We start from the raw sequence: 24,516 nt of genomic DNA, 5'->3' as shown, positions 1-24,516 counted from the left end.
CTACGTGGGGCGGGTGTTCGCCGATTCCATCTGCGATAGAAACGACGCCGGATCGAGTACGAAATGCGCGGCTCGCGATTCGGCGGCAGCCCGCAGCAGTTGCAGGACATCCCGCGGCACGACGGTCATCGTTTCAAGCGTCACGATCGCGAGGCGCAGTTCCTGCGCGATGCGAATCACTTGTTGGAAAAGCGCCATGTTCGGCTGGCGCAGATCGAAGCGTACGAGGATCGAGTCCACCCGGCCTTTGCTACGGAACAACTGGATGTCGTCCGTCTGCTCGCTGCCCCAGATCGTGAGCTCCGAGTGCCACGACTTGCCTTTGCTCAAGGCGCGGCCAAGGATTTCCTCCAGCTTCGGATGACGATATGACGACCACGCCGGGCTGGCGTCGAACGTTCCTTCTGCGGACAAAGACAGCACGTCGCCGTCGGCGTCGAGCCAGTCTTGCGGCAGAAATACGATGGTGAATTGCCAGACCGCCATCAGCTGAGGATCGGCCTCACTTCTTGCACTGACTCGGATCCTTGCTCGACTCTTGCAGATACGCGATCACGTCGCGGCGATCGGCCTCTTGGGAAAATCCCGGGAAGCCCATGATCGTGCCAGGCAAGGTGAGATACGGCGCGGTGAGGAACTCATCGAGCGTCTGCTCGTTCCAGACCCAGCCGGACGCGCGCATCGCTTCGGAATAAGGAAATCCAGGGACGGTGCCGGCTTTGCGGCCGAACAGGCCACAGTGCATCGGTGCGTTTTCGGTGCTGGCGGAGAGCGAGTGGCAGGCGGCGCATTCCTTGGTGTACAGCTCGCGGCCGCGAGCTGCATCGCCACCTTTCGAGCCGCACGCCGACAAAACCAGCGGCAGAGCACAGGCCAGCAACCAGGATCGATTCAACTTCGGCACAGACATTCAGACACCTACCGTCGCCCCAGACGGCGCCGGAGTATATCCAACCTGCCGCGGCTGTCCCGGGTCGGCGATGCGTTTGCGCCCTCGATGGTCCATAATGCCGGGTTTCGGCCACCTGACTTTCGGGCCCTGTCATGCAAATCACCAAAGACGCCGTCGCACTGATCCACTACACGCTGACCGACGATGAGGGCAAGACCATCGACAGCTCGGCCGGCGGCGAGCCGCTCGCCTACATTCATGGCAACGGCAATCTGATCCCGGGCCTGGAGCGCGAGCTCGAAGGCAAGGGCGAGGGCGACAAGCTGGACGTGAAAATCACGCCGGCCGACGGCTATGGCGAATTCGACAAGGCGCTGATCCAGCAGGTGCCGCGCCGGGCGCTCAAGGGTGTAGGGAATCTTCATGTCGGCATGCAGTTGCATGCTCAATCGGAGCATGGCGTGCGCGCCGTGACCATCACCCACATGCAGGGTGACATGGTGACGCTCGACGGCAATCACCCGCTCGCCGGTAAGAATCTGAACTTCAAGGTCGAGATCGTCGGCGTGCGTGCCGCGACCGAAGAAGAGCTGTCGCACGGCCATGTGCATGGTCCGGGCGGGCATCATCACTAACTGACGAATCGCCGCGGCGTGCGCACTATCGGCGTGCGTACGCCGGAGATCCCGCACCAGCCGGGTCGCGATCGGCAGCTTCGTTGATCGCGATTTTCCGACATTTCCCGGTCATATCCGCACCGTAGAATGGCGCCGCCTCGGTGGCACATTCCATGCTTAATTGAGGGAGTCATCCCTCACGGTTCGAGGAAATGTCGATGGAATTCACCCCTGATTCCTCACCCGCCAAGCGCAGCCGCGCCCAGCCCAAGCCAGCAGCGGCAAAAAAACCGCGCGCTGCTCGCAAATCACCGACAGCTACAGCTGCTGTAGTCGCCGCCACGCCCGAGCCGACACCGGAAGATGTGGGCGGCATGATTGCGACGGCCGCTTACTACCTGGCGGCAGCTCGTAATTTCTCCCCGGGTCACGAGCTGGACGACTGGCTGGAGGCCGAGCGCGCCGTGCACGCCAAGCTGTACGGCTGACGTCTGCACGCATTTCATCGCATCCGCTTTTGGGAGTAGGCTGGTCCTCGCATACGAAGGAGGGCCGCGATGCTACGCGTTAGTTACCTGCTTGCCTTCAAGAACAAGACCGTCTGGACCATCGGTCCGGAAGAGCCGGTGCTGGAGGCCATTCAGCTGATGGCCGACAAGCACATCGGCGCCCTGCCAGTGATGCGCGATGAGGAACTGGTCGGCATCGTCTCGGAACGCGACTACGCCCGCAAAGTGATCCTGCTGGGCCGCTCCAGCTCCGACACCCCGGTCTGGCAGATCATGAGCTCGCCAGTGACGACGGTCTCTCCCGATGAAGGAGTCCACCGTTGCATGGAGCTGATGACGGAACTGCGCATCCGCCACCTGCCGGTCATGGAAAAGAACCGGCTGGTGGGAATGATCTCGATCGGCGACCTGGTGAAGGCGGTGATCGAAGAGCAACAGCAAACCATCACCCAGCTGGAACGTTACATCGCTGGGTAATGGTTGCCGTTTGGCTGCTTATCCCTGCGCGGTCGCGACGGGCATCGCGTCGTCGAGCAGGCCGCGCTGAAGGGCGCGGTTGACGGCGCTCAGCACTGCGAGCAGGGAGGCGGTGACGATGTTCTCGTGATAGCCGACGCCGAACAGCGTGGCGCGTGCCGGCGTGGTGATTTCGACGAACGCCATCGCTTTGGCGCCGCTGCCGGTGCCCACCGAATGTTCTTCATACGACAGCACGTCGAAGCGCAGGCCCAGCGCGTCGACGATGGCGTCGATCGGGCCGTTGCCTTCGCCGTGCAGGAGCGCGCCTTGGCCGTGGCATTTGAGCTTCAGGGACAGTCGCTCGATCTCGTGCTGATCTCGCAGGGACGTCAGCTGGTGACCGCCATAAACATACGCGCCGTCATCGGCGAGGAATTCTTTCTGGAACAGCGACCAGATCTGCTCCGACGACAGTTCCTTGCCGGTCGCGTCGGTGACCGCCTGCACGACCTGGCTGAACTCGATCTGCAAGCGCCGTGGCATGGTGATGCCGTAGTCGCGCTCGAGCAGATAAGCGATGCCGCCCTTGCCTGACTGGCTGTTGACGCGAATGACCGACTCGTAAGTGCGGCCGACATCGCGCGGATCGATCGGGAGATACGGAATCTCCCAAATATCGCCATCGCGGCGTGCGGCGAAACCTTTCTTGATCGCGTCCTGATGCGAGCCGGAGAACGCGGTGAACACCAGGTCGCCGACATACGGATGGCGCGGATGGATCGGCAGCTGATTGCAATGCTCGGCAATGCGCGCCGCTTCGTTGATGTTCGAGAAATCCAGGCCCGGGTTCACGCCCTGGGTGTACATGTTCAACGCCAGCGTGACGACATCGACGTTGCCGGTGCGCTCGCCGTTACCGAACAACGTGCCTTCAACGCGATCCGCGCCGGCCATCATGCCCAGTTCGGCGGCGGCGACACCGGTGCCGCGGTCGTTGTGGGGATGCAGCGACAAGATGATGCAATCGCGGTTCTTTACGTGACGCAGGAACCATTCGATCTGATCGGCATAGATGTTCGGCGTGGCCATCTCAACGGTCGCGGGCAAGTTGATGATGACCCGACGCTCGGGCGTCGGCTGCAGCACCGCGTTCACGGCGTCGCAGATCTCCACGGCGAAATCCAATTCCGTGCCGGTGAAGCTTTCCGGGCTGTACTCGAAGCGCCATTCGGTTTCGGGATGACGATCGGCATGCTCGCGTACGCACTGCGCGGCTTTCACAGCGATATCCGTGATGCCGGCGCGGTCCAATCCGAATACCACGCGACGTTGCACCGTGGACGTGGAGTTGTAGAAATGAACGATCGCGCGGCGGGCGCCCTTGAGGGCCTCGTACGTGCGAGCGATCAGCTCGGGGCGACACTGCACCAGCACCTGAACGGTCACATCGTCCGGAATCAGGTTCTGCTCGATCAGCTCGCGGCAGAAGTCGAAGTCGGTCTGCGATGCCGCCGGGAAGCCGATTTCGATTTCCTTGAAGCCGGTCTTCACCAGCAGGTCGAACATGCGCCGCTTGCGGGCGCCGTCCATCGGCTCGATCAGGGCCTGGTTGCCATCGCGCAGATCGACGCTGCACCACATGGGCGGCGCGCTGATGACTTTGTTGGGCCAGGTGCGGTCTGGCAACGGGATCGGGGCGAACGAACGATATTTGGTTGAAGGTTCCTGCAGCATGGTTCCGTTTCCTGTATCGCAGCTGGCAATGACCTTGTCAGCCGCTGAAGCGATGGCGAACTAGAAGCTTGTTTTTTGCGCCAGTCCCGAATCTCATTTCAGAGGGGGAGGCGGGGGTGTGATTTGTTGCGTCTAGCGACGCAGGTGCAGGCGCGCACGCAGCAGCCCACTGCCATGGGGGGGCAGAGCAGACATTTGCTGGATCGTACGCATGTGCATGAATCTAGCAGGGCACTTGCGCGAAACGCAAGGAGTTCCTGCGGCAATCCGTTATCGGCGTCCCCTCGGGGTAGGGGAACTGCTCCCCGGGGCCCTGGGTTGGTTGGATATGGTGCAACGGACCAATCCTCGGTTCAGCCTTTGGAGGATGGGCTTGATGGCCCTGGTGCTGGCGGTGTTTCAGCCGGCCGCGAGCCAGGAAGGGCCTTTCCAGATCGTCTGGGTGGTGATCGGCGAGGCGTCCAGCGGCTCCGACACAGGTCCGGCATATGCTGGACGCCAATTATTCATGGCCTCCGACCTGGTCTCCAGGAGCCTCGCCAACGTGCGCATCGAGCACGTCGAAGTCGAGCCCGTCGTCAACGAGCTCGCCATAGGGCAGCGACTGTGTCTCGCGAAGATGAGCATCCGGACGCTCGGGCCCGGCAAGGAGAAGGTCGGCGGAGCGCCGCTATCGATCTCCGTGCGACAAGATCAAAAGCCTCGTCTGGGCCTAAAGCGAAGCAAGCGAGATATTTGTTTGCAACCGACCGCAGCCGGTGAATATCCGGTGCGCCTCACCAGCATGTTGCCGGCAAGCGATGGCAGCACGCGCGGCGCGCAAGTGTACTTGCGGGTGAGCGATCCGAACAAAACAAACGACCCGGCCGCCGCGGACATTCCCTAAAGTCCGTTAGCGGGTATTGCCCTATCGGGCGGACCGCAAATTTCACGCGTTCTTCACGCGCGCTATCACTTTGCCGTCACGATGCGGCGGCAAAGTCGCCAGCATGAAAACCAGACACTCATTGCATGACTGCATGGCCGCGCCTTCGGTTGCTGAAGCGCTCATGTCGCGCACCTGGAGCCGCTCTGGACAGGTTTTACAACTGTGGAGTACGACTCGTGAACATTCATACCAGGCTCGTTGGCGCTTTCGATGCCATTATTCTTTCTACGCTGGCGGTCATGACCGTCGTGGTGACGGCCGTGTTGCTGAATCCGTCGCTCAGCAGCGGCTCGTTTGAAACGATGGGCAAGCGTGCGACGGTGACGATCGAGCAGATCGCCTAGAGCAAGGGACTAGCGCAGCGACAGGATCTGCAGCCAATCGCGCCCGCGATCGCCGTACACAAGGAAGTGCGGGTTCAGCAGATCCGCCTTGGTGTTGTAAGCCAGGCGCTCACCGTTTGTTTTGATCACCACGCCACCGGCGGCCTCGACGACTGCTTGCGCGGCTGCCGTATCCCATTCGCTGGTCGGACCGAAGCGCGGATAGAAATCCGCGCTGCCTTCCGCGATCAGGCAGAACTTCAGCGAGCTGCCGACGGCAACCAGTTCGTACGGCGCCAGCTTCGGCAGATATCGATCGAGCGAATCGCCACGATGCGAGCGGCTGCCGACGATGCGTAGCGGAGTGTTGGCCGGCGAGCACACACGCAGCGGCTCTGGCTTTTGCCCGTCTACTTGTTTGAACGCGCCGACGCCAGCTGCGCCAGTGTACGTCGTGCTCGTTACAGGCACATGTACGACGCCGAGCGTGGGCACATGGTCCTCGATCAGCGCGATGTTGACCGTGAACTCGCCGTTGCGAGACACGAATTCCTTCGTGCCATCGAGCGGGTCGACCAGCCAATAGCGCGTCCATTGACGCCGATGCTCGAAGGAAATGTCGCTCGCTTCCTCCGAGAGCACCGGCACATCCGGTGTCAGTGCACGCAATCCCTGGGCGATGATCTCGTGCGAGCGCAGATCGGCGACGGTCAGCGGCGACTGGTCGGTCTTGTGCGTGACTTCGAACTGTTCGCTGTAGACGCTCAGGATCGCGTCGCCGGCCTGCTGGGCCAGCTTGACGACATTCGGCAACAGTTCTGATGCAGCCACGACGGTTTCCTTACAGGCCGGACAACTCGTCCGCCGGATACAGCATACCGGCGTCGCGCAGCTTGTTCATGATGTCCTCGGCCGCGGCTTCCGGGGACGAGAGTGCGGTCCGCAAATGAATCTCCGGCTTCTCCGGCGCTTCGTATGGAGAATCGATGCCGGTGAAGTTTTGCAGCTCGCCGCGACGGGCCTTCTTGTACAGGCCCTTCGGGTCGCGCTTCTCGGCTTCTTCCAGCGGCGTATCGACGAACACTTCCAGGAACTCGCCCGGTTGCATCAGCTCGCGCGCCAAACGCCGCTCTGAACGGAACGGCGAGATGAACGACACGAGCACGATCAGGCCCGCGTCCACCATCAGCTTGGAAACTTCGGCGACGCGACGGATGTTCTCGACGCGGTCCGCATCGGTGAAGCCGAGGTCCTTGTTCAGGCCGTGACGCACGTTATCGCCGTCGAGCGTGTACGTGTGTCGACCGAGCGAATGCAGGCGCTTCTCCACCAGATTCGCGATCGTCGACTTGCCAGCGCCCGACAAGCCCGTGAACCACAGCACGCAGGCGCGCTGACCCTTCAATCCTGCGCGCGCATGTTTGTTCACATCGAGCGCCTGCCAATGGATGTTCTCCGCACGACGCAGCGCGAAGCTGAGCAGGCCCGCGCCGACGGTGTCATTCGAGATCTTGTCGATCAGGATGAAGCCGCCGGTTTCGCGATTGTCCGTGTACGGATCGAACGCGACGGCGCGGTCCAGGCTGAGATTGCACACGCCGATCTCGTTGAGCTCCAGCTGCTTCGCGGCCAGATGCTCCAGCGTGTTCACGTTCACCTTGTACTTCGGCGCAGTGATGCTGCCGGTGACGGTGCGCGAGCCGAGCTTGATGAGATACGGACGGCCGGGAAGCATCGCTTCCTCGTGCATCCAGATGATGGTCGCCTGGAACTGATCGGCGACGGCCGGCGGCGAGGCCGCTGCGGCGATCACGTCGCCTCGGCTGATGTCGACTTCATCGGTCAGAGTGAGTGTGATCGATTGTCCTGCGACTGCCTGCTCCAGATCGCCGTTGTGAGTGACGATACGGGCGACCTTGCTGGTGCGTCCTGACGGCAACGCGCGGATCGTGTCGCCCTTGCGGATCACGCCGCTGGCGATGGTGCCGGCGAAACCACGGAAGTCCTGATTCGGACGATTCACCCACTGCACGGGCAGTCGGAACGGCCGGTGCTGCAGATCGTCTTCGATCTCGACGCTTTCGAGATACTCCATCAGCGTCGGGCCCTGATACCAGGGCGTCGCGGAGCTGCGCTCCAGCATGTTGTCGCCGCGCAAAGCGGACAACGGCACGGGCACGATGTTTTCGAGCCCGATCTGGGACGCGAACTCGCGATATTCGGTGACGATGGTGTCGAAGATCTGCTGCGAATAGCCGACCAGGTCCATCTTGTTGATGGCCAGCACGACATGTTTGATGCCGATCAGAGACACGATGTAGCTGTGCCGACGTGTCTGAGTCAGCACGCCTTTACGAGCATCGATCAGGATCACGGCGACGTCGGCGGTCGAAGCGCCGGTCACCATGTTGCGCGTGTATTGCTCGTGGCCCGGCGTGTCGGCGACGATGAACTTGCGTCGATCGGTGGAGAAGAACCGGTACGCAACGTCGATGGTGATGCCTTGCTCGCGCTCGGCGGCGAGGCCATCGACCAGCAAGGCGAAATCCAGCTCGCCGCCCTGCGTGCCGACTTTCTTGGAGTCGGCTTCCAGCGTGCTCAGCTGGTCCTCGAAGATCATCTTGGATTCGTACAGCAGCCGGCCGATCAGGGTCGACTTGCCGTCATCGACGCTGCCGCAGGTGATGAACCGCAGCAGGCTCTTGTGCTCGTGCGACTTCAGGTAGGCCTGAATGTCGGTGGCGATGAGATCGGATTTGTGAGCCACGATTAAAAGTAACCTTCCTGCTTCTTCTTCTCCATCGACGCGGCGCTGTCGTGATCGATCACGCGGCCCTGTCGCTCGGAGCTGGTCGTCAACAGCATTTCCTGGATGATCGCGGGCAAGGTCGCGGCCTCGCTCTCGATGGCGCCGGTCAGCGGGTAGCAGCCGAGCGTGCGGAAACGCACCGACCTCATTTCCGGCCGTTCGCCGGGCTTGAGCGGCATGCGGTCGTCATCGACCATGATCAGCGTGCCGTCGCGCCGGACCACCGGGCGCATGGCGGCGAAATACAGCGGCACGATGGGAATGTTTTCCAGATAGATGTACTGCCAGATGTCCAGCTCGGTCCAGTTGGAGAGCGGGAACACGCGCAGGCTCTCGCCCTTGTTCTTGCGGGCGTTGTATTGGCTCCACAACTCGGGGCGCTGACGCTTCGGGTCCCAGCGATGCTGCGCGGAGCGGAACGAGAACACTCGCTCCTTGGCGCGCGACTTCTCCTCGTCGCGACGGGCGCCGCCGAAGGCCGCGTCGAAGCCGTATTTATCCAGCGCCTGCTTCAGGCCCTGGGTCTTCATCACGTCGGTGTGCACGGCCGAGCCGTGCGTGAACGGGCCGATGCCGCGATCGAGGCCGTCCTGATTGATGTGCACCAGCAGCTGCAGACCGAGCTCCTGGGCCATCTTGTCGCGGAACGCGATCATGTCGCGGAATTTCCACGTGGTGTCGACGTGGAGCAGCGGAAACGGCGGCTTGGCCGGATAGAACGCCTTCATCGCCAGGTGCAGCATCACCGCGCTGTCTTTGCCGATGGAGTACAGCATTACCGGCCGCTCGCACTCGGCTACCACCTCGCGGAGGATGTGGATCGACTCGGCTTCGAGTCTTTGTAAATGGGTCAGTCTGGTCATCGAAGAATTGTGCGTTAACACCCTTATGCCTGCATATCGCAACTGGTACGGCGCCGCTCACGTCTGGTTATAAGCAGGTCACCGGTCAGCGCGCCGTCAGCTTCGTGAAGCTAAAATCGCGGCCTTTTCAGATACATATGCTTACAATTGTTTAACACTACTTGGCCTGCCCCCGTGCTGAACTTGCATCCTGGCGCGGCAACTAACAGCAGGCCAGCTCCTGGCCGGCCATGTGTGTCGAGGGCTGGCCATCACGATTGAAGCCGTCAGCATGCCCAGAACGCTCTCACACCTGCACTTGCCGTCGCCGTCGAAAACGGCATCCCGCGTCGGCGCGTTCCGCTCGGTCGTGGCCGGCGCTGTTGCCCTGGCGCTGACCGGCTGTGCCGTGGGGCCGGACTATCGCCCGCCTCAGACAGCCACGCCGGACGAGTGGCACGAGTTGCCGACGACCGGCGTGCGCGTGGAATCTCCCGACGCGCCATCGCTCGCCGCCTGGTGGACCACGCTCAACGACCCGCAATTGAATGAATTCATCGAACGGGCGCTCGCCGAGAATAAGTCGGTGAAGCAGGCTTACGCCCGCGTCGTTCAGGCTCGTGCTCAACGCGCCATCGCTGCTTCAGGTTTCTGGCCGAACATCGGCGCGTCGACCGGGGCCAGCCGCACCGAGTCCGAGTCGAACTTCAACGAGCGCGGCGAGGCGGTCAGCACGGTGGGCGAGAGCTATAGCACCGGTCTGTCAGCAAGTTGGGAATTGGATCTTTTCGGCGGTCAGCGGCGCTCGTACGAAGCGGCCACTGCGCAGCTGGCCGCGACGGAAGCTGAGTTGCGGGACGTCCTGGTCGTTCTGCTCGGCGATGTGGCGTTGAGCTACGTTGGAGTGCGGACCGCGCAATCGCGGCTCGATTTCGCCGAGCGCAATCTCGAATCACAGCGCGAGGCGCTCGACATCACTCGCTGGCGGGCCGATGCCGGTCTGACGACGGTGCTCGATGTCGAGTCGGCGAATACCAGCTACCAACAGACGCGCTCGCAGATTCCGTTACTGGAATCGAGCCTGGTCCAGAACATGAACCGGCTGGCCGTGCTCACGGGCCAGACCCCGGGCGCGCTGGAAGCCGTGCTTCAACAGCGCAAACCCATTCCGATTGCGCCGGTCGATATCGTCGCGGGTGTGCCTGCCGATGTATTGCGACGTCGCCCGGACATTCGCAGTGCCGAACGCCAACTGGCGGCGCAGACGGCGCAGGTCGGCGTCGCGACGGCGGCGCTGTATCCGAGCCTGTCGCTGAATGGCTCCATCTCCTGGCAATCGTTGACGGCCAGCGATCTGCTCGACGGCTCCAAGGTCGAGCGCAGCGGGTTGACCTTGAGCTTGCCGATCTTCAACGGCGGAGCGCTTCGTCAGAACATCAGAGTTCAGAATGCGCTGGTCGATCAAGCGCTGGCCTCGTACGAGTCTGTCGTACTCGCCGCGTATGAAGAAACGGAGAACGCGTTGGATGCCTGGACCAGCGAGCAACGGCGTCATGCAGCGCTGATCGAGGCGGTCGGAAGCGCGCGGCGCGCGGCAGAACTGGCGCTGGTTCAATACAACTCCGGTCTGGTCGATTTCCAGACCGTGCTCACCGCCGACCGGCAGCTGATTTCGCTCGAAGATTCGCTCGCAGTCAGCGACGGCGAGATGACATCCAATTTGATTCGTTTGTACAAGGCGCTCGGCGGTGGCTGGTCGGTGTTCCCGGCTGCGACCACTGGCAGTTGATCCCGCATCTCATCTATAGCCCCAGCGCAGTTGCAAGGCCCGCATGGATACTGAAACCACCAACTCCACCGATCTCTCGCGCACGTTGCGAGAAGGGCTCGACGCTGCGCCGGCGTGGCAGCGCTACCTCAAGTGGGCAGCGATCGCGCTGGTAATCCTCGCGGCTGCCTATTTCACATTCGGGCGTGGCGACAGCAAGGCGGTCACCTACACCACGCAGGACGTGGTCAAAGGCGATCTGACCGTCACTGTCACGGCCACGGGCAACCTCGAGCCGAGAAATCAGGTCGAGATCGGCAGCGAGCTGTCCGGCACGGTCGCCAAAGTGAATGTCGACGTGAACGACGAGGTCAAAGCGGGCCAGGTGCTCGCGTCGCTCGACACGACTCGTTTGAAAGCGCAGGTGCTCCAGCAGGAAAGCTCGCTTGCTTCGGCCGAAGCGCGCGTGTTGCAGGCGGATGCCAGCGCCAAAGAAGCTCGAGCGAACATCGCGCGCTTGCAGAAGGTGCGTGAGTTGAGCGGCAACAAGCTGCCTTCGCAGCAGGATATGGATGTCGCGGAAGCTGCTGTCGCGCGTGCCGATGGCGAGCTCGCCGCTGCGAGAGCGGCAGTCGCTCAGTCGCGTGCAAGTCTGGAAGCCGTGCGCACCGATCTCGGCAAGACCGAGCTCCGCTCTCCTATCAATGGAGTGATTCTGGTCCGCTCGGTCGAGCCGGGTCAGACCGTCGCCGCTTCGTTGCAAGCGCCGGTGCTGTTCATCATGGCGGAAGACCTGAAGAAGATGGAGCTGCACGTGTCGGTGGACGAAGCCGACGTGGGCTCGGTCGAAGTCGGCCAGGAAGCCTCGTTCACGGTCGATGCCTATCCGAACCGGCGCTTCTCGGCGCACATCACGCAGGTTCACTTTGCGTCGAGCAACACCAAGGCGTCGACGTCTTCGAGCAGCTCCAGCCAGGCGAGCGCGACCTCGACCGGCGTTGTGACTTACGAAACCGTGCTCGAAGTGGACAATCCCGAGTTGCTGCTGCGTCCGGGCATGACCGCAACCGCTGAGATCGTGACAACGAATATCGAAGACGCCGTGCTGGTGCCCAACGCGGCGCTGCGCTTCTCTCCGGAAACCGCCGAGCCGGCCGACGCCGCGCGAGGCGGCGGCCCGTTGTCGGCGATCATGCCGAGAATGCGATTCGGCGGTCCCCGACAACAGCAGAAGGGCACCGGCCGCCGCATGGGCCGTGCCTACATTCTCGAAGAGGGCAAGCCGGCGTTGGTGATGTTCCGCGCGGGGGCAACCGATGGCCGCATGACTCAAGTGCTGCCGTTCGAGCGGCCGCCCAATGCTCCCGAAGGCGGCGCCGTCCGCATGGGCGGCGGCAATGGCAATGCGCCTCCGGGCATGACGCCGGAAGAAATGCAAAAGGCGTTCGAGCGCAAGCTCGAGCCGGGCACGAAGGTCATTACGGACTCTGGGACGTCTGCGCCGTGACCGGCATGCCTTCCGGTCCGACGCCTATCATCGATCTGTCGCAGGTGACCAAGATCTATGGTCACGGCGAAGGCGAGGTGCGCGCGCTGCGTGGCATCGATCTGCGCATCAACGCGGGTGAGTTCGTCGCGGTGATGGGGCCCAGCGGCTCCGGCAAATCGACGTGCATGAACATTCTCGGCTGCCTCGATACGCCGAGCGGTGGGGCTTATAAATTTCTCGGCGTGCCGGTCGGCAACATGAATGCCGATCAACGTGCGTTGTTGCGCCGGAATTATCTCGGCTTCGTGTTCCAGGGCTTCAATCTGTTGAGTCGCACGACGGCGCTGGAAAACGTCGAGCTGCCGCTGGTGTATCGGCACGTTCCCAAAGAAGAGCGCCGTGCGCTGGCACACAAGGCATTGCAGGAAGTCGGACTCGGCGGCCGTGAGACTCACGTCCCCAGTCAGCTGTCCGGCGGTCAGCAGCAGCGCGTCGCGATTGCGCGCGCCATCGTGACTCAGCCGCAAGTGCTGTTCGCCGACGAGCCGACCGGCAATCTCGATACGGCCACCAGTGTCGAGATCATGAAGCTGCTCACCAGCTTGAACGAGCAGCGCGGCATCACCATCGCGATGGTCACGCACGAGCCCGACATCGCTGGCTGGACCCGTCGCATCGTGCGCTTCCGCGACGGCCACATCGAAAGCGATCAGGCCAATGAGCCGGTGCGGGAACACTGATGTTCGGTAACGCCATCATCCTCGCGTTGCGAGAGATCCGTCGGAACGTACTGCGTTCGACGCTGACTATTCTCGGCATCGTCATCGGCGTCGGTGCGGTCATCACCATGGTCACCATCGGTGAAGGCGCGACCGCGCAGGTCCAGGCGGACATTCAAAAGCTCGGCTCGAATCTGCTGCAGGTCTTTCGCGGCCAGGGATTCGGTGGCGGCGGCGGTTCGCGTCAGGCCGCTCCGCCGTTTTCCATGGACGACGTCGAAGCCATCAAGAACGAAATTACCGGCGTCCGCACGGCGGCGCCGACCATAGGCAACGGCGCTCAGGCCATCTACGGAAATTCCAACTGGGCCACTCAGGTACAGGGCACCGACGATCAATACATCTCGGTGCGCGACTGGCCGCTCGCCAACGGTCGTAACTTTTCCGAGTCCGAGCTGCGCGCCGGCGCGGCAGTGTGCATTCTCGGCGCCACGGTTCAGCGCGAGCTGTTCGGCGCGGAAGATCCGATCGGCACGAGCATTCGCCTGGGCAAGCTGTCGTGCCAGGTCATCGGCACTTTGTCCTCGAAGGGCCAGTCGGGTTTCGGTCAGGATCAGGACGACCTGGTGGTCGTGCCGATCAGGACCATGCAGCGACGGATCGTCGGCAACTCCGACGTGAGCTCCATCATGGTGTCGGCGCGCGATGGCGTGTCGACCGAGAAAGTACAGGCCGACATCGAATCGCTGATGCGCGAGCGGCGCAAGATCCGCCCGGGCGCCGATCCCGACTTCAACGTGCGCGATCTCAAGGAGATCAGCAGCGCGATGACTCAGACGACACGCGTGCTCACAACCTTGCTGGCAGCCGTCGCGGCGGTCAGCTTGCTGGTCGGCGGCGTGGGCATCATGAACATCATGCTCGTGTCCGTCACCGAGCGAACGCGTGAAATCGGTACACGCCTGGCGGTGGGCGCCATGGCGCGAGATGTACTACTGCAATTCCTGATCGAAGCGGTCACGCTAGCCGCGTTCGGCGGCATCATTGGAATCGCGTTGGGATTGACGGCCGGTGCGCTCGCCACCAACGCGTTCAATGTGCCGTTCGTGCTCAACATGGGCATCGTGATGCTGTCCTTCGGCTTCTCGGCGGCGGTCGGCATCATCTTCGGTTATTTCCCTGCACGGCGCGCCGCGCAGCTCGACCCCATCGAGGCTTTGCGACACGAGTAGCGGCAGGGATCCAGATGAGTGACGGTCATGCCATCACGCTCTGCGATCATCTTGTGTGCACTGCTGTTGTCCGCCTGCGGCACGTTGCCGGACGGCAAGGGTTGGGGAGAAGAGGCGACGCTGACGCCTGGCTGGGATCGCGTCCGCGAATCTGCCGTTAATGCGGCCAAGGACCCCTGGACCTGGGGTCCGCTGCTCGGCGCCGCTGCTTTTCAAATCGACGACTTCGACCGACGCACCTCCGATTGGGCGCGTGAGCACACGCCGGTGTTCGGCTCACAGAGCAGCGCCGAGCAATGGAGCGATGACCTGCGCTCCGCTTCCAGCGTCGCTCACTACGCCACCATTCTCGCGACGCCGGGCGGCGACGAGGCCGGCGAGTGGCTGTTCAACAAGCTCAAAGGAACATTGGTCGGCGTGGCCGCGGTGAGCGCGACGGGACAGATCACCAACTTGATGAAAGAAGAGTTCGATCGCGAGCGGCCGAACGGCGCCGATGGCGAAAGTTTTCCCTCCGGCCACAGCTCCTCGTCCGCCGTACACACACGACTCGCGTCTCGCAATCTGCAGTCGATAGAAATGTCCGACGCCACGCGCACTACCCTCGACGTTGGATTGCATGCGCTGACCATCGGCACGTCGTGGGCTCGCATCGAAGCGGGGTGGCACTATCCGGCGGACACGCTCTTCAGCATGGCGCTCGGCAATTTCATCGCATCGTTCGTCAACGACGCCTTCATGGGCCTGGCCGAGTCGAATTCGGCGCTGGCGTTGCAGGTGGTCGATGAAGGCGCGGTGCTTCGGGTGCAGATGCGCTTCTAGGCGGGTGGCGCGGCCTCGCGCGAAGGAGGACAATCCTCCTTCATCAATAACACCAGCAATCCGAACATGAAAACCCGCGCCGCCGTCGCTCTTGCCGCTGGCAAGCCCCTTGAAGTCATGACCCTGGACCTGGACGGGCCGCGCGATGGCGAAGTGCTGGTGGAGATCAAGGCGTCGGGCGTCTGTCATACCGACGAATTCACGCGCTCGGGCGCCGACCCGGAAGGTTTGTTCCCGGCCATCTTCGGTCACGAAGGCGCCGGTGTCGTGGTCGACGTCGGCCGCGGCGTGACCACGCTGAAGAAGGGCGATCATGTCATTCCGCTGTACACGCCGGAGTGTCGGCAATGTAAGTCGTGCCTGTCCCAAAAGACGAACCTGTGCACGGCGATTCGCGCCACGCAGGGCAAGGGCGTGATGCCGGACGGCACCAGCCGCTTTTCCATCGGCAAGGACAGGGTGCATCACTACATGGGCTGCTCGACGTTCTCCAATTTCACCGTGATGCCGGAGATCGCGCTCGCGAAGATCCGCGAGGACGCGCCGTTCGACAAGGTTTGCTACATCGGCTGCGGCGTCACGACTGGCATCGGCGCCGTCATCAACACGGCCAAGGTCGAGCCGGGCGCGAACGTCGTCGTGTTCGGCTTGGGCGGCATCGGCTTGAATGTGATTCAAGGCGCGCGTCTGGCCGGCGCGAACAAGATCGTCGGTGTGGACATCAATCCGGCCCGCAAGGCGCTGGCCGAACAGTTCGGCATGACTCACTTCGTCAACCCGAAGCAAGTGCAGGGCGACCTGGTGCCTTATCTCGTAGCGCTCACCGATGGCGGCGCGGACTATAGTTTCGAGTGCGTCGGCAATGTCGATCTGATGCGCCAGGCGCTGGAGTGCTGTCATCGCGGCTGGGGCGAGTCGATCATCATCGGCGTGGCCGGCGCGGGTCAGGAAATCAAGACGCGGCCGTTCCAGCTGGTCACGGGACGCGTGTGGAAAGGCACGGCGTTCGGTGGCGCGCGCGGCCGCACCGATGTGCCGAAGATCGTCGACTGGTATATGGACGGCAAGATCAAGATCGATGAGCTGATCACGCATCGGATGCCGCTCGACGACATCAACAAGGCGTTCGATCTGATGCATTCGGGCGAATCGATCCGCTCGGTGGTGATCTATTGATTCAACCCTGAATTCGAGGGCGCGGTCATGACACTCAATCTGATTTCGGAGCATGCCTGTTTCGGCGGCTGGACGCGTTTCTATTCGCACGAGTCGCGCGAGTGTCGGACGGAGATGCGCTTTTCCGTGTACGTGCCGCCGCAAGCGGCGCAGGGCAAAGTGCCGGTGTTGTACTACCTCGCCGGCCTGACCTGCACCGAAGAAACATTCATGATGAAAGCGGGCGCGCAGCGTGTTGCCGCTGAGTTGGGTTTGATGCTGGTTGCGCCGGACACCAGCCCGCGCAAGGCGCGGCAGCCTGGCGACGACGCCAGTTGGGATTTCGGGCTCGGCGCGGGGTTCTATGTCGACTCCACTCAGGCGCCGTGGTCGCAGAACTATCGCATGTACAGCTATGTGACGAAGGAGCTGCCGGAGATCGTTCAATCGCTCGACTCGGGACGTGCCGATCGGCAGGGAATCTTTGGTCACTCGATGGGAGGGCATGGCGCGCTCGTGTGCGCTTTGCGGAATCCCGATCGGTATCTCTCGGTCTCGGCGTTCGCGCCGATTTCGGCGCCCATGCAGTGTCCGTGGGGGCAGAAAGCGTTCGGCGGCTATCTGGGCGCGGATCAGAGTCAATGGAAGCAATATGACGCCAGCGAGCTGATCCGCACGCAGCGTTATGCGCGGCCAATCTTCATCGATCAGGGCGCTCGCGACAAATTCCTTACCGAGCAGTTGAAGCCGGATATTTTTGCGGACGCTGTGCGTGAATCGGGCAGTGAGCTGCAATTTCGTATGCATCCGGGTTACGACCACGGCTATTACTTCATCGCCACCTTCATGGAAGATCATCTGCGGCATCACGCGAGGCAACTGACTCCTTCGTGACCCGATCGTCGCGCCGCCTACCCAGCTGGCTGATCCTTGTCGCTGCGATGACCGCCATCGGGCCGGTCTCGATCGACATGTATTTGCCCGGCTTTCCCGACATCGAGCGGGAGTTCGCTACCCGTGGTGTCGAAGTCACGATGGCGGCTTTCATCATCGGCATCGCCGTCGGGCAGCTGTTCTACGGCCCGATCAGCGATCGCTTCGGCCGCAAGCCGCCGCTGTATGTCGGCTTCGCCGTTTATATGGTCGGCGCGCTGGGCTGTGCGTTGGCCGCCAATATGACGATGCTGACAGTGATGCGCGTCGTGCAGGCGCTGGGCGGCTGTGCGGGGTTGGTCATCGGCCGGGCGATCGTGCGCGATCGGTGTGAGCCTCACGAAGCGGCGCGCGCCTTTACTACGCTGACGATGATTGTCGCACTAGGACCCGTCTTTGCGCCGGCAGTGGGCGGCGTGATCGTCACATACCTCGGTTGGCGCGCGACCTTTGTTGTGCAGGTGGGAATTGCGCTGGCGCTGATGCTGACCATGCATCGGGTGCTCACGGAGTCGCATGTGACTCGCGATACTTCCGTGAGCTTCGGCGACATTCTCGGCAACTACGCGCGGCTGAGTCGCGATCGTCAATTCATGGCGCTGTCTTTGCTACTCGGCTTCTCGATGGCGTCGATGTTTTGTTACGTGACCGGTGCGCCGAAGGTGATCACCCAGAACTATGGGCTGTCGGCCCAGCAATTCGGCGCGCTCATCGGCTTGAATGGACTGGCCTTCATGTCGGCCAGCGTCTTGAACATGCGTGCACTGCGGACGATGACGCCACGTCAGGTGCTGGGCCGCTACGTGTGGGCGTCGCCTGTGCTCGGGCTCGCTTTGCTTATCTTGAGCTTATTATTTGCTCTGCCGCTCTACGTGGTCGTTGGCCTGCAACTGATTTTCTTCCTCACCGTCGGCCGCGTCGGCCCCAACGTCTCCGCCCTCGCCCTCGCTCCTCACGGCCGCGCCGCCGGCACCGCCTCCGCGCTGATGGGTGCTACGCAATCTGCTCTGACTACTTGCGCGGGCATTGCCGTCGCCATCTTCAACGACGGCACCGTGCATACGCTCGCCGCCATCATGGCGACGGGCGCGGCGCTCGCGTTGTTGTGTTATCTGTGGATCAGGCGGACGCTGAATTAGCGGGTTAATTCGTTTCTTAGCGTCAAGATTCAGGTCACGGCCGGGGCGAACTTCGACTTATGGTTCGCCCATGCCAACACAAGAACACGAAGCCCTGGTCCATCTATTTCGTAACAGCCCGAACCTCGCGCCAAAACTCATGCGCGATACGTTGGGCGTTGAGTTGCCCGCGCACTCGGATGTAAAGATCGCGTGCGCGGATCTAACTGAGGTGCAGCCCACGGAATATCGCGCGGATCTCGTCCTATCGCTTTCGAATGGCGAGCCAGCATATGGCCTGATCGTCGAGATTCAATTGAGCATGGATGCGAGAAAGCGCTTCGTCTGGCCAGCATACGTTGCCAGCTTGCGCGCGCGCTGGCGTTGTCCGGTTTGTTTGCTGGTGGTGTGCGCTGACTCTGCTGTGGCCCGATGGGCGGCGAAGCCAATCCAGCTCGGATGTAAGAATCTGTTCGCTCCACAGATCCTCGGGCCTGACGTGGTGCCTGAAATCCTTGATGCCGTCGATGCAGAAATGGACCCGGAGCTGGCGGTGCTATCGGCGATGGCGCATGGTCACGATGCCGATGTGGCAAAGGCCGCGCGTATTGCAGCTCTTGCGCAGGGGGTCAGCTCAGGACTCGACGATGACCGGTCCAAGTTATATCTTGATTTGGTAATCAATTCAGTCAGTGAGGCCGTCCGTAAGGAGCTGGCGAAAACTATGCTTCCCTTCAAATATGAGTATCAGAGTGATTTTGCCAAGCACTATGTGGCGGAGGGGCTGACGCAAGGGCGCGTCGCGCTCATTACACGGCTGCTGGCTGCGCGATTTGGTTCTTTGAGCGACGCAGTGCGGGGGAAAATCGCAGCCAGTACCATAGAGGAACTGGATGCGATCGGCGATCGCTTGCTCACCGCCGCGAGCTTGCAGGAAGCGTTAGCTCCGAAGAGCTAACGCCCGTCCAATCAGGTCCAGCCTTCCAGCTTCGTTTCCATCGTGATCTCCGCCTTGAGCAGGCGAGAGATCGGGCAGCCGGCTTTCGCGGCTTCGGCGGCTTTTTGAAAGTCCGGAGGTGTCGCGCCCGGGACCTTGGCGCGGACTTTCAAATGTACGGCGGTGACCGTGAAACCGGCGTCGGTCTTCACCAGAGTCACGGCGGCCTCGGTCTCGATCTTCTCGGCTGTCTTGTTCTCCGTGCCCAACTGCGCCGACAAGGCCATGCTGAAGCATCCGGCATGAGCTGCGGCGATCAGCTCTTCGGGATTCGTGCCTTTGCCTTCCTCGAAGCGGGTCGAGAAGGAATATTGGGTGTCGCTGAGCACGCCGCTTTCGGTGGAGATCGAACCCTTGCCGTCTTTCAGGCCGCCTTTCCAGACGGCGGATGCGGTGCGTTTCATGCCGTTGCTCCAGTGGGAGTGGGTTGAGACTCGACGAGAGTGATGGTGTGCGACAGCTCGGCTGTCTTCGCCATGATGGCGCTGGCCGAGCAATATTTCTCAGCCGACAGCTGCACGGCACGCTCGACCTTTTTACGGTCGAGCGCGTGACCCGTCACGGTGTAGTGCATCTGGATCTTGGTGAAGACTTTCGGATCGGTGGTGGCGCGTTCGGCCTCGATGTCGACAACGCAATCGGTCACCGCCTCACGGCCGCGCTTCAAGATCAGCATGACATCGAACGCGGAGCAGCCGCCCAGGCCGAGCAGCAGCATCTCCATCGGCCGGAATCCGAGATTCCGGCCTCCGGCGTCCGGGGCGCCGTCCATGACGACGGAATGTCCCGAGCCGGACTCGCCGAGGAACATCACGTCCTGAACCCATTTGATCCGCGCTTTCATCAATTGATTCCACCGATGCAGAGGTACTTGATCTCGAGGTAGTCCTCGATGCCGTACTTGGAGCCTTCGCGGCCGATGCCGCTTTCCTTCACGCCGCCGAACGGCGCGACTTCGGTGGAGATGATGCCTTCGTTGATGCCGACGATGCCGCTCTCCAGCGCTTCGGCCACGCGCCACGCGCGGGCGATGTCACGCGTATAGAAATAAGAAGCCAGGCCGAACTCCGTCGAGTTCGCCAGCCGAATGACTTCCTCTTCGGTATCGAACTTCATCAGCGGCGCCACCGGGCCGAAGGTTTCCTCGCGTAACACGAGCATGTCGGCCTTGATCCCCGTCAGCACCGTAGGCACATAGAAATGCCCGCCGCCTTCGACGCGCTTGCCACCCACGACGACCTTCGCGCCCTTGCTCACCGCATCGCGCACGTGCTCTTCGACTTTGACAACCGCTTTGTCTTCGATCAGCGGCCCGATGATCGTGCCCTGATCCAGGCCATTGCCGACCTTCATCGCAGCAACCTTCTCTGCGAGGCGCGCGGCGAAGCGGTCGTAAATGCCGCTCTGAACGTAGATGCGATTGGCGCAAACGCAGGTCTGACCGGCATTGCGATATTTGGAAGCGATCGCGCCGTTGACCGCAGGCTCGAGGTCCGCGTCGTCGAATACGATGAACGGCGCGTTGCCGCCCAGCTCCAGCGAAACCTTCTTCACCGTGCCCGCGCACTGAGACATCAGCAGCTTGCCGACCGGCGTGGAGCCGGTGAACGTAAGTTTGCGCACCAGAGGATTGCTGGTGAGCTCGCCGCCAATGGGCTTCGAATCGCCCGTGACGACGGAGATGACGCCGGCAGGCAAGCCTGCCTTCTCGGCCAGCACGCACAAGGCGAGTGCCGAGTACGGAGTGAGCTCGGACGGTTTGATCACCATCGTGCAGCCCGCCGCGAGTGCCGGGCCGACTTTGCGAGTGATCATCGCGGTCGGGAAGTTCCAGGGCGTGATCGCCGCACAGACACCGATGGGCTGCTTCAACACGACGATGCGCTTGTCCGGGCCATGCGACGGAATCACATCGCCATAAACGCGCTTGCCTTCTTCCGCAAACCATTCGATGAACGCCGCGCCGTACGCAATCTCGCCGCGGCTTTCCACCAACGGCTTGCCCTGCTCGACGGTCATGAGCACGGCGAGGTCTTCCTGATTCGCCATGATCAGATCGAACCATTTGCGTAACAGCTGCGCGCGCACTTTCGCAGTACGCGAGCGCCAATCGGGCAGCGCTTTATCGGCCGCTTCGATGGCTTCGCGCGTTTCCTTGGCACCGCAATTCGGCACCGTGCCGATGAGTTGCCCATTGGCGGGATTGAGGACTTGTTTCACTTCGCCGCTGGCTGCATCTACCCAGCGCCCAGCGACGAAGGCTTGCTGGCGAAACAGACTCGGATCGCGAAGAGAAAGCGTGCTTTGAGGGGCGGCGGCCATGGAATGCTCCGGCGGGAAATGAGGGACAGCGCGGCGACTCAGTCGTCGACCAGCTGCTGACCGGGAAACAAAGCTTCGTTGAAACCGAAACTGCGCAGATCGCGGATGCGCATGGGATAGAGGATGCCGTGCAGGTGATCGACCTCGTGTTGCACGACGCGCGCGTGAAAACCATCCACCGTGCGATCGATGGGCTCGCCCTTGGTGTCGAAGCCGCGATAACGCAGCCTGGTATAGCGCGGCACCAGGCCCCGCATGCCCGGCACCGACAGGCAACCTTCCCAACCTTCTTCCATCGTATCGGTGAGCGGCTCCAGCACGGGATTGATCAGCTCCGTGTACGGCACTTCCTCGGCCTGCGGGTAGCGGGGATTCTTGCCCACGCCGAAGATCACGACTTGCAACGACGTGCCAATTTGCGGAGCCGCGATGCCGGCGCCGTTCAGCGCGGCCATGGTGTCTTTCATATCCTGGAGCAGGGCGTGCAGCTCGGGCGTGTCGAAGCGCTCCACAGGTTTCGCTACCTGCAGCAGCACGGGATCGCCCATTCTCAAGACCGGTCGGACCGACATAACTCTTCGCGCGGGAGTGGAGTGAGATACCAGTATAGTATCGCCCTGCGTCCTGGAGCTTGACCCAAAACGTCTGTCATCCATCATGTCTTCGCCCCCTCATGTCCTGGTGTTGGCCGCCGGCGCGTCCCGGCGCCTGGGTCAGCCGAAGCAACTGGTGAAACTGGCCGGCCGGCCGGCGCTGCACATCGTTGTCGCGAATGCAGTCGCCGTCGCGGGCCATGCGGTCACCGTGGTGGTGGGGGCGCACGCGAAAGAGATGACTCATCTGCTGGCGCATTCGCCGGCATCGGTGATCGTCAATCGTCACTGGGAAGAGGGCATGGCGTCGTCGCTGCGCTTCGGAGTCGCATCGCTGCCGCCCGGGTGCCAGGCCGCGATGGTGCTGCTGGGCGATCAAGTGGCGGTGACCGCCGACGATCTCAAGCGTCTGGTGAGCGCCTGGAAGGGCGAGGAAAGTATGATTGCGGCCAGCGTGTACGAGCAGCGCGTCGGCGTTCCCGCGATCTTTCCACGGTTGAGTTTTACCGAGCTGGCCGAGTTGCGCGGCGATCAAGGCGCACGCATGGTGCTCGAACGTAATAACTACCGTCTGGTCCGCGTGCCCATGGCAAACGCCGCCATCGACCTGGATACGCCGGAAGATCTAGCCCTGCTGAACGAACGCTTTCAGCGGGTGGAATCGGCCTACAGCGAAGGACATTAAAAGATTGCGCGTTGTCATCATCCTGCTGCTCGTCGCCTTCGTGATTGCCGTCATCTGGATGCGCGCCAGGCGCAAGCGCTGAGCGACTGCCGCCAGCGGGGAAACATCGCCACTCGCTCGGTCGTTTACCTCTGGACACACGTTCGCAGAGGTAAAAGGCCATGCAGGAATTCTTCCAACAGCATCTGGCTTGGGCGATAGGGCTGATCGTGCTGGCGATCGCGCTGACCGTCTTCGTGTTCCGCAAGCGGCTGTTCGAGCGCGGCTATCGCAAGGGCGAGGCGGCGAATCCGCAGCGTGTGAAGGAGCAGAACCGGCCCGATGAATGGAGCCGGAGTCACTGACGCGGATGCCTAATCCTGCGGCGACGGGGCGGCGACGCCCAACGATGCGAGCGCGCCGATGAGCATCGATGCCGTGTATGGCTTCACCAGCACGCCGATGCGCTTGTCGGCCGCGAACTTGTCCTTGAGCTCGCGCTCGCTTCGGCCGCTGGCGATGAGGATGGGCACATTCTGTAATCTGGCGCGCATTTCAGCGGCCAGTTGGTCGCCCGGTCGATCCGGCAAGCCCATATCGACGATCACCGCCGCCACATGCGGCGCATCGGCCAAAGCAGCGGTCGCTTCGCTGGCGTCTCCCGCCTGTAGCACCTGGAAGCCCACATCTTCGAGGGCATCCACGGCGAACATGCGTACCAGCATTTCGTCTTCGACGATGAGAACGCTGGCGGGTCCGGAGTGCTGATCTGTCATGGGTTGTGGTTATTGCGTGGCTGCGCCATGCCGTCCATTTAGCGCCAAGCGGCGGAGTGTACTGTAGTCGTGGAGTCGAGCGTATAACCTCCGGTAATGCTTGGGGAAAGTACGTCATAACGTACCTCGTGTAAGATTTTCAAGGACATATTTGCCGTCATACCGTGGCGACGCGGAACTTTCTACACGAGCGGCGCATTGGGTGGTCTGCGTCGCGACCTGACTCGAAACAACGACATATTCTCAAGGTGCCGCGAGTTCGGGTGCAGTAGGGCGTGACACCCCGACGGGTCGTTTTTGGCGCAAACACATTTCCGGGAGTAGCGGCGCGGTGGACGTGCTCATCGCATGCAAATGAATTCCGATCCCTCCGCAACGACCGCTCCGCGCGTACTGCGCGTATTGATAGTCGAGGACGAATCGCTGGTGAGCCTGTTCCTGCAAGGCGTGTTGCGGGACCTGGGGCATGAAGTCAGCGGTATCGCCCCTTCCTTGAGAACTGCCCTGGCGTTTGCCGCGGGCACGCCAACGGACCTGGCCATTGTGGATGTCGGCCTGGCTGGCGACGGCGGGGACGGCATCGATGCGGCCGTCGCTTTGCGCGCCCGCCATGGAATTCCCGCCCTACTCATGACCGGAGCCCCGCTGGCTTCGCTGGGTGAGCGGGTCAAGGACGCCCAACCTCTGGGTTTCCTCGCGAAGCCTTATACAGAAGCGGACGTGGAGCGAGCGTTGACAGCGGCAGTGGCACAGCTGCCGTTACAGATCTGAGCAGCTCCGTCCCGTACCTGGACCGTCGACGGGTGAGCTAATGG

The 24,516-nt window shown here is 62.2% G+C and carries 29 protein-coding genes; 17 read left to right on the top strand and 12 right to left on the bottom strand.

Translation table 11 applies throughout. From position 1 onward, the window contains the following. The gene (locus GYH35_RS22885) at positions 1-486 is read right to left on the bottom strand and encodes a hypothetical protein (RefSeq protein ID WP_161810345.1); all 486 of its coding nucleotides are present in this window, start codon (positions 484-486) and stop codon (positions 1-3) included. A 16-nt stretch (positions 487-502) separates the two neighbouring features. Further along, complete coding sequence (locus GYH35_RS22880; protein WP_161810346.1) at positions 503-910, bottom strand: c-type cytochrome; 408 nt, start codon at positions 908-910, stop codon at positions 503-505. A gap of 134 nt (positions 911-1,044) precedes the next feature. On the opposite strand from GYH35_RS22880, the gene GYH35_RS22875 reads away from it, so the two are divergent. The 3 genes from GYH35_RS22875 to GYH35_RS22865 all read left to right on the top strand — a co-directional run bounded on the left by GYH35_RS22875 (position 1,045) and on the right by GYH35_RS22865 (position 2,495). After that, the gene (locus GYH35_RS22875; RefSeq protein WP_161829578.1) at positions 1,045-1,527 is read left to right on the top strand and encodes an FKBP-type peptidyl-prolyl cis-trans isomerase; all 483 of its coding nucleotides are present in this window, start codon (positions 1,045-1,047) and stop codon (positions 1,525-1,527) included. A 200-nt stretch (positions 1,528-1,727) separates the two neighbouring features. Then, complete coding sequence (locus GYH35_RS22870) at positions 1,728-1,997, top strand: DUF2934 domain-containing protein (RefSeq protein WP_202624513.1); 270 nt, start codon at positions 1,728-1,730, stop codon at positions 1,995-1,997. 69 nt (positions 1,998-2,066) lie between these two features. Further along, a complete protein-coding gene (locus GYH35_RS22865; protein ID WP_161810349.1) occupies positions 2,067-2,495 on the top strand; it encodes a CBS domain-containing protein in 429 nt (142 codons plus the stop codon). An 18-nt stretch (positions 2,496-2,513) separates the two neighbouring features. Here GYH35_RS22865 and leuA read toward each other — a convergent pair whose 3' ends face one another. Next, positions 2,514-4,211 carry a 2-isopropylmalate synthase gene (gene leuA / locus GYH35_RS22860; RefSeq protein WP_161829576.1) on the bottom strand — a complete coding sequence of 566 codons (1,698 nt, stop codon included), beginning with the start codon at positions 4,209-4,211 and terminating at the stop codon, positions 2,514-2,516. A gap of 376 nt (positions 4,212-4,587) precedes the next feature. Between leuA and GYH35_RS22855 the strand changes: the two genes are divergently transcribed. After that, the gene (locus GYH35_RS22855) at positions 4,588-5,097 is read left to right on the top strand and encodes a hypothetical protein (protein WP_161810351.1); all 510 of its coding nucleotides are present in this window, start codon (positions 4,588-4,590) and stop codon (positions 5,095-5,097) included. 42 nt (positions 5,098-5,139) lie between these two features. Here the strand turns inward: GYH35_RS22855 and GYH35_RS35170 are convergent, their stop codons facing one another. Further along, on the bottom strand, positions 5,140-5,262 hold the full coding sequence (locus tag GYH35_RS35170) for a hypothetical protein (RefSeq protein WP_268894954.1): 123 nt from the start codon (positions 5,260-5,262) through the stop codon (positions 5,140-5,142). A gap of 53 nt (positions 5,263-5,315) precedes the next feature. On the opposite strand from GYH35_RS35170, the gene GYH35_RS22850 reads away from it, so the two are divergent. Continuing rightward, positions 5,316-5,483, top strand: a complete 168-nt coding sequence (locus tag GYH35_RS22850; protein ID WP_161810352.1) for a hypothetical protein — start codon at positions 5,316-5,318, stop codon at positions 5,481-5,483. 9 nt (positions 5,484-5,492) lie between these two features. On the opposite strand, the gene cysQ is transcribed toward GYH35_RS22850, so the two are convergent. Genes cysQ through cysD form a run of 3 tightly spaced genes read right to left on the bottom strand, consistent with a single transcriptional unit; the run spans position 5,493 to position 9,134 of the window. Then, the gene (cysQ, locus tag GYH35_RS22845) at positions 5,493-6,293 is read right to left on the bottom strand and encodes a 3'(2'),5'-bisphosphate nucleotidase CysQ (RefSeq protein WP_161810353.1); all 801 of its coding nucleotides are present in this window, start codon (positions 6,291-6,293) and stop codon (positions 5,493-5,495) included. A 10-nt stretch (positions 6,294-6,303) separates the two neighbouring features. After that, the gene (cysN, locus tag GYH35_RS22840; RefSeq protein WP_161810354.1) at positions 6,304-8,229 is read right to left on the bottom strand and encodes a sulfate adenylyltransferase subunit CysN; all 1,926 of its coding nucleotides are present in this window, start codon (positions 8,227-8,229) and stop codon (positions 6,304-6,306) included. 2 nt (positions 8,230-8,231) lie between these two features. Next, positions 8,232-9,134 (bottom strand): sulfate adenylyltransferase subunit CysD, encoded by a 903-nt coding sequence (gene cysD, locus GYH35_RS22835; RefSeq protein ID WP_161810355.1) that lies wholly within the window; start codon positions 9,132-9,134, stop codon positions 8,232-8,234. Between the two features lie 271 nt (positions 9,135-9,405). Between cysD and GYH35_RS22830 the strand changes: the two genes are divergently transcribed. From GYH35_RS22830 to GYH35_RS22790, 9 genes are all read left to right on the top strand, one after another. Beyond that, on the top strand, positions 9,406-10,902 hold the full coding sequence (locus GYH35_RS22830; protein WP_161829575.1) for an efflux transporter outer membrane subunit: 1,497 nt from the start codon (positions 9,406-9,408) through the stop codon (positions 10,900-10,902). A 43-nt stretch (positions 10,903-10,945) separates the two neighbouring features. Then, a complete protein-coding gene (locus GYH35_RS22825) occupies positions 10,946-12,388 on the top strand; it encodes an efflux RND transporter periplasmic adaptor subunit (RefSeq protein ID WP_161810357.1) in 1,443 nt (480 codons plus the stop codon). A gap of 5 nt (positions 12,389-12,393) precedes the next feature. Continuing rightward, a complete protein-coding gene (locus GYH35_RS22820; protein WP_161811328.1) occupies positions 12,394-13,110 on the top strand; it encodes an ABC transporter ATP-binding protein in 717 nt (238 codons plus the stop codon). Next, on the top strand, positions 13,110-14,321 hold the full coding sequence (locus tag GYH35_RS22815; protein ID WP_161810358.1) for an ABC transporter permease: 1,212 nt from the start codon (positions 13,110-13,112) through the stop codon (positions 14,319-14,321). The genes GYH35_RS22820 and GYH35_RS22815 overlap by 1 nt, the downstream gene beginning before the upstream one ends. 27 nt (positions 14,322-14,348) lie before the next feature. Beyond that, positions 14,349-15,143: a phosphatase PAP2 family protein gene (locus GYH35_RS22810; RefSeq protein ID WP_161829574.1), complete on the top strand. Its 795-nt coding sequence runs from the start codon at positions 14,349-14,351 to the stop codon at positions 15,141-15,143. A 66-nt stretch (positions 15,144-15,209) separates the two neighbouring features. Beyond that, the gene (locus tag GYH35_RS22805; RefSeq protein WP_161829573.1) at positions 15,210-16,319 is read left to right on the top strand and encodes an S-(hydroxymethyl)glutathione dehydrogenase/class III alcohol dehydrogenase; all 1,110 of its coding nucleotides are present in this window, start codon (positions 15,210-15,212) and stop codon (positions 16,317-16,319) included. A gap of 27 nt (positions 16,320-16,346) precedes the next feature. Further along, positions 16,347-17,192 (top strand): S-formylglutathione hydrolase, encoded by an 846-nt coding sequence (gene fghA, locus GYH35_RS22800; RefSeq protein ID WP_161810361.1) that lies wholly within the window; start codon positions 16,347-16,349, stop codon positions 17,190-17,192. Further along, positions 17,189-18,370, top strand: coding sequence for a multidrug effflux MFS transporter (locus GYH35_RS22795; RefSeq protein WP_161829572.1), 1,182 nt, complete (start codon positions 17,189-17,191; stop codon positions 18,368-18,370). Before fghA ends, GYH35_RS22795 begins: the two co-directional genes overlap by 4 nt. Before the next feature lie 70 nt (positions 18,371-18,440). Continuing rightward, positions 18,441-19,307 (top strand): DUF4351 domain-containing protein, encoded by an 867-nt coding sequence (locus tag GYH35_RS22790; RefSeq protein WP_161829571.1) that lies wholly within the window; start codon positions 18,441-18,443, stop codon positions 19,305-19,307. A gap of 11 nt (positions 19,308-19,318) precedes the next feature. On the opposite strand, the gene GYH35_RS22785 is transcribed toward GYH35_RS22790, so the two are convergent. Genes GYH35_RS22785 through def form a run of 4 tightly spaced genes read right to left on the bottom strand, consistent with a single transcriptional unit; the run spans position 19,319 to position 22,240 of the window. Then, a complete protein-coding gene (locus GYH35_RS22785) occupies positions 19,319-19,750 on the bottom strand; it encodes an OsmC family protein (protein WP_161810364.1) in 432 nt (143 codons plus the stop codon). After that, positions 19,747-20,190, bottom strand: a complete 444-nt coding sequence (locus GYH35_RS22780) for an OsmC family protein (protein ID WP_161829570.1) — start codon at positions 20,188-20,190, stop codon at positions 19,747-19,749. The genes GYH35_RS22785 and GYH35_RS22780 overlap by 4 nt, the downstream gene beginning before the upstream one ends. Continuing rightward, positions 20,190-21,668, bottom strand: coding sequence for an NADP-dependent succinate-semialdehyde dehydrogenase (gene gabD / locus GYH35_RS22775; RefSeq protein WP_161829569.1), 1,479 nt, complete (start codon positions 21,666-21,668; stop codon positions 20,190-20,192). The genes GYH35_RS22780 and gabD overlap by 1 nt, the downstream gene beginning before the upstream one ends. 38 nt (positions 21,669-21,706) lie before the next feature. Beyond that, a complete protein-coding gene (def, locus tag GYH35_RS22770; RefSeq protein WP_161829568.1) occupies positions 21,707-22,240 on the bottom strand; it encodes a peptide deformylase in 534 nt (177 codons plus the stop codon). Between the two features lie 85 nt (positions 22,241-22,325). Between def and GYH35_RS22765 the strand changes: the two genes are divergently transcribed. Further along, a complete protein-coding gene (locus GYH35_RS22765) occupies positions 22,326-22,946 on the top strand; it encodes a nucleotidyltransferase family protein (RefSeq protein ID WP_161810368.1) in 621 nt (206 codons plus the stop codon). Positions 22,947-23,107: 161 nt separating this feature from the next. Continuing rightward, positions 23,108-23,290, top strand: a complete 183-nt coding sequence (locus GYH35_RS22760) for a hypothetical protein (RefSeq protein WP_161810369.1) — start codon at positions 23,108-23,110, stop codon at positions 23,288-23,290. A gap of 9 nt (positions 23,291-23,299) precedes the next feature. Here the strand turns inward: GYH35_RS22760 and GYH35_RS22755 are convergent, their stop codons facing one another. Then, positions 23,300-23,701, bottom strand: a complete 402-nt coding sequence (locus GYH35_RS22755) for a response regulator (RefSeq protein ID WP_161829567.1) — start codon at positions 23,699-23,701, stop codon at positions 23,300-23,302. Between the two features lie 348 nt (positions 23,702-24,049). Here GYH35_RS22755 and GYH35_RS22750 point away from each other — a divergent pair, with 348 nt between their 5' ends. Beyond that, complete coding sequence (locus tag GYH35_RS22750; RefSeq protein WP_161829566.1) at positions 24,050-24,472, top strand: response regulator; 423 nt, start codon at positions 24,050-24,052, stop codon at positions 24,470-24,472. Positions 24,473-24,516 lie beyond the last annotated feature (44 nt).

Source organism: Steroidobacter agaridevorans, assembly GCF_009932555.1.
GTDB lineage: Bacteria > Pseudomonadota > Gammaproteobacteria > Steroidobacterales > Steroidobacteraceae > Steroidobacter > Steroidobacter agaridevorans.
This window is presented reverse-complemented; position numbering and strand designations above follow the sequence as displayed.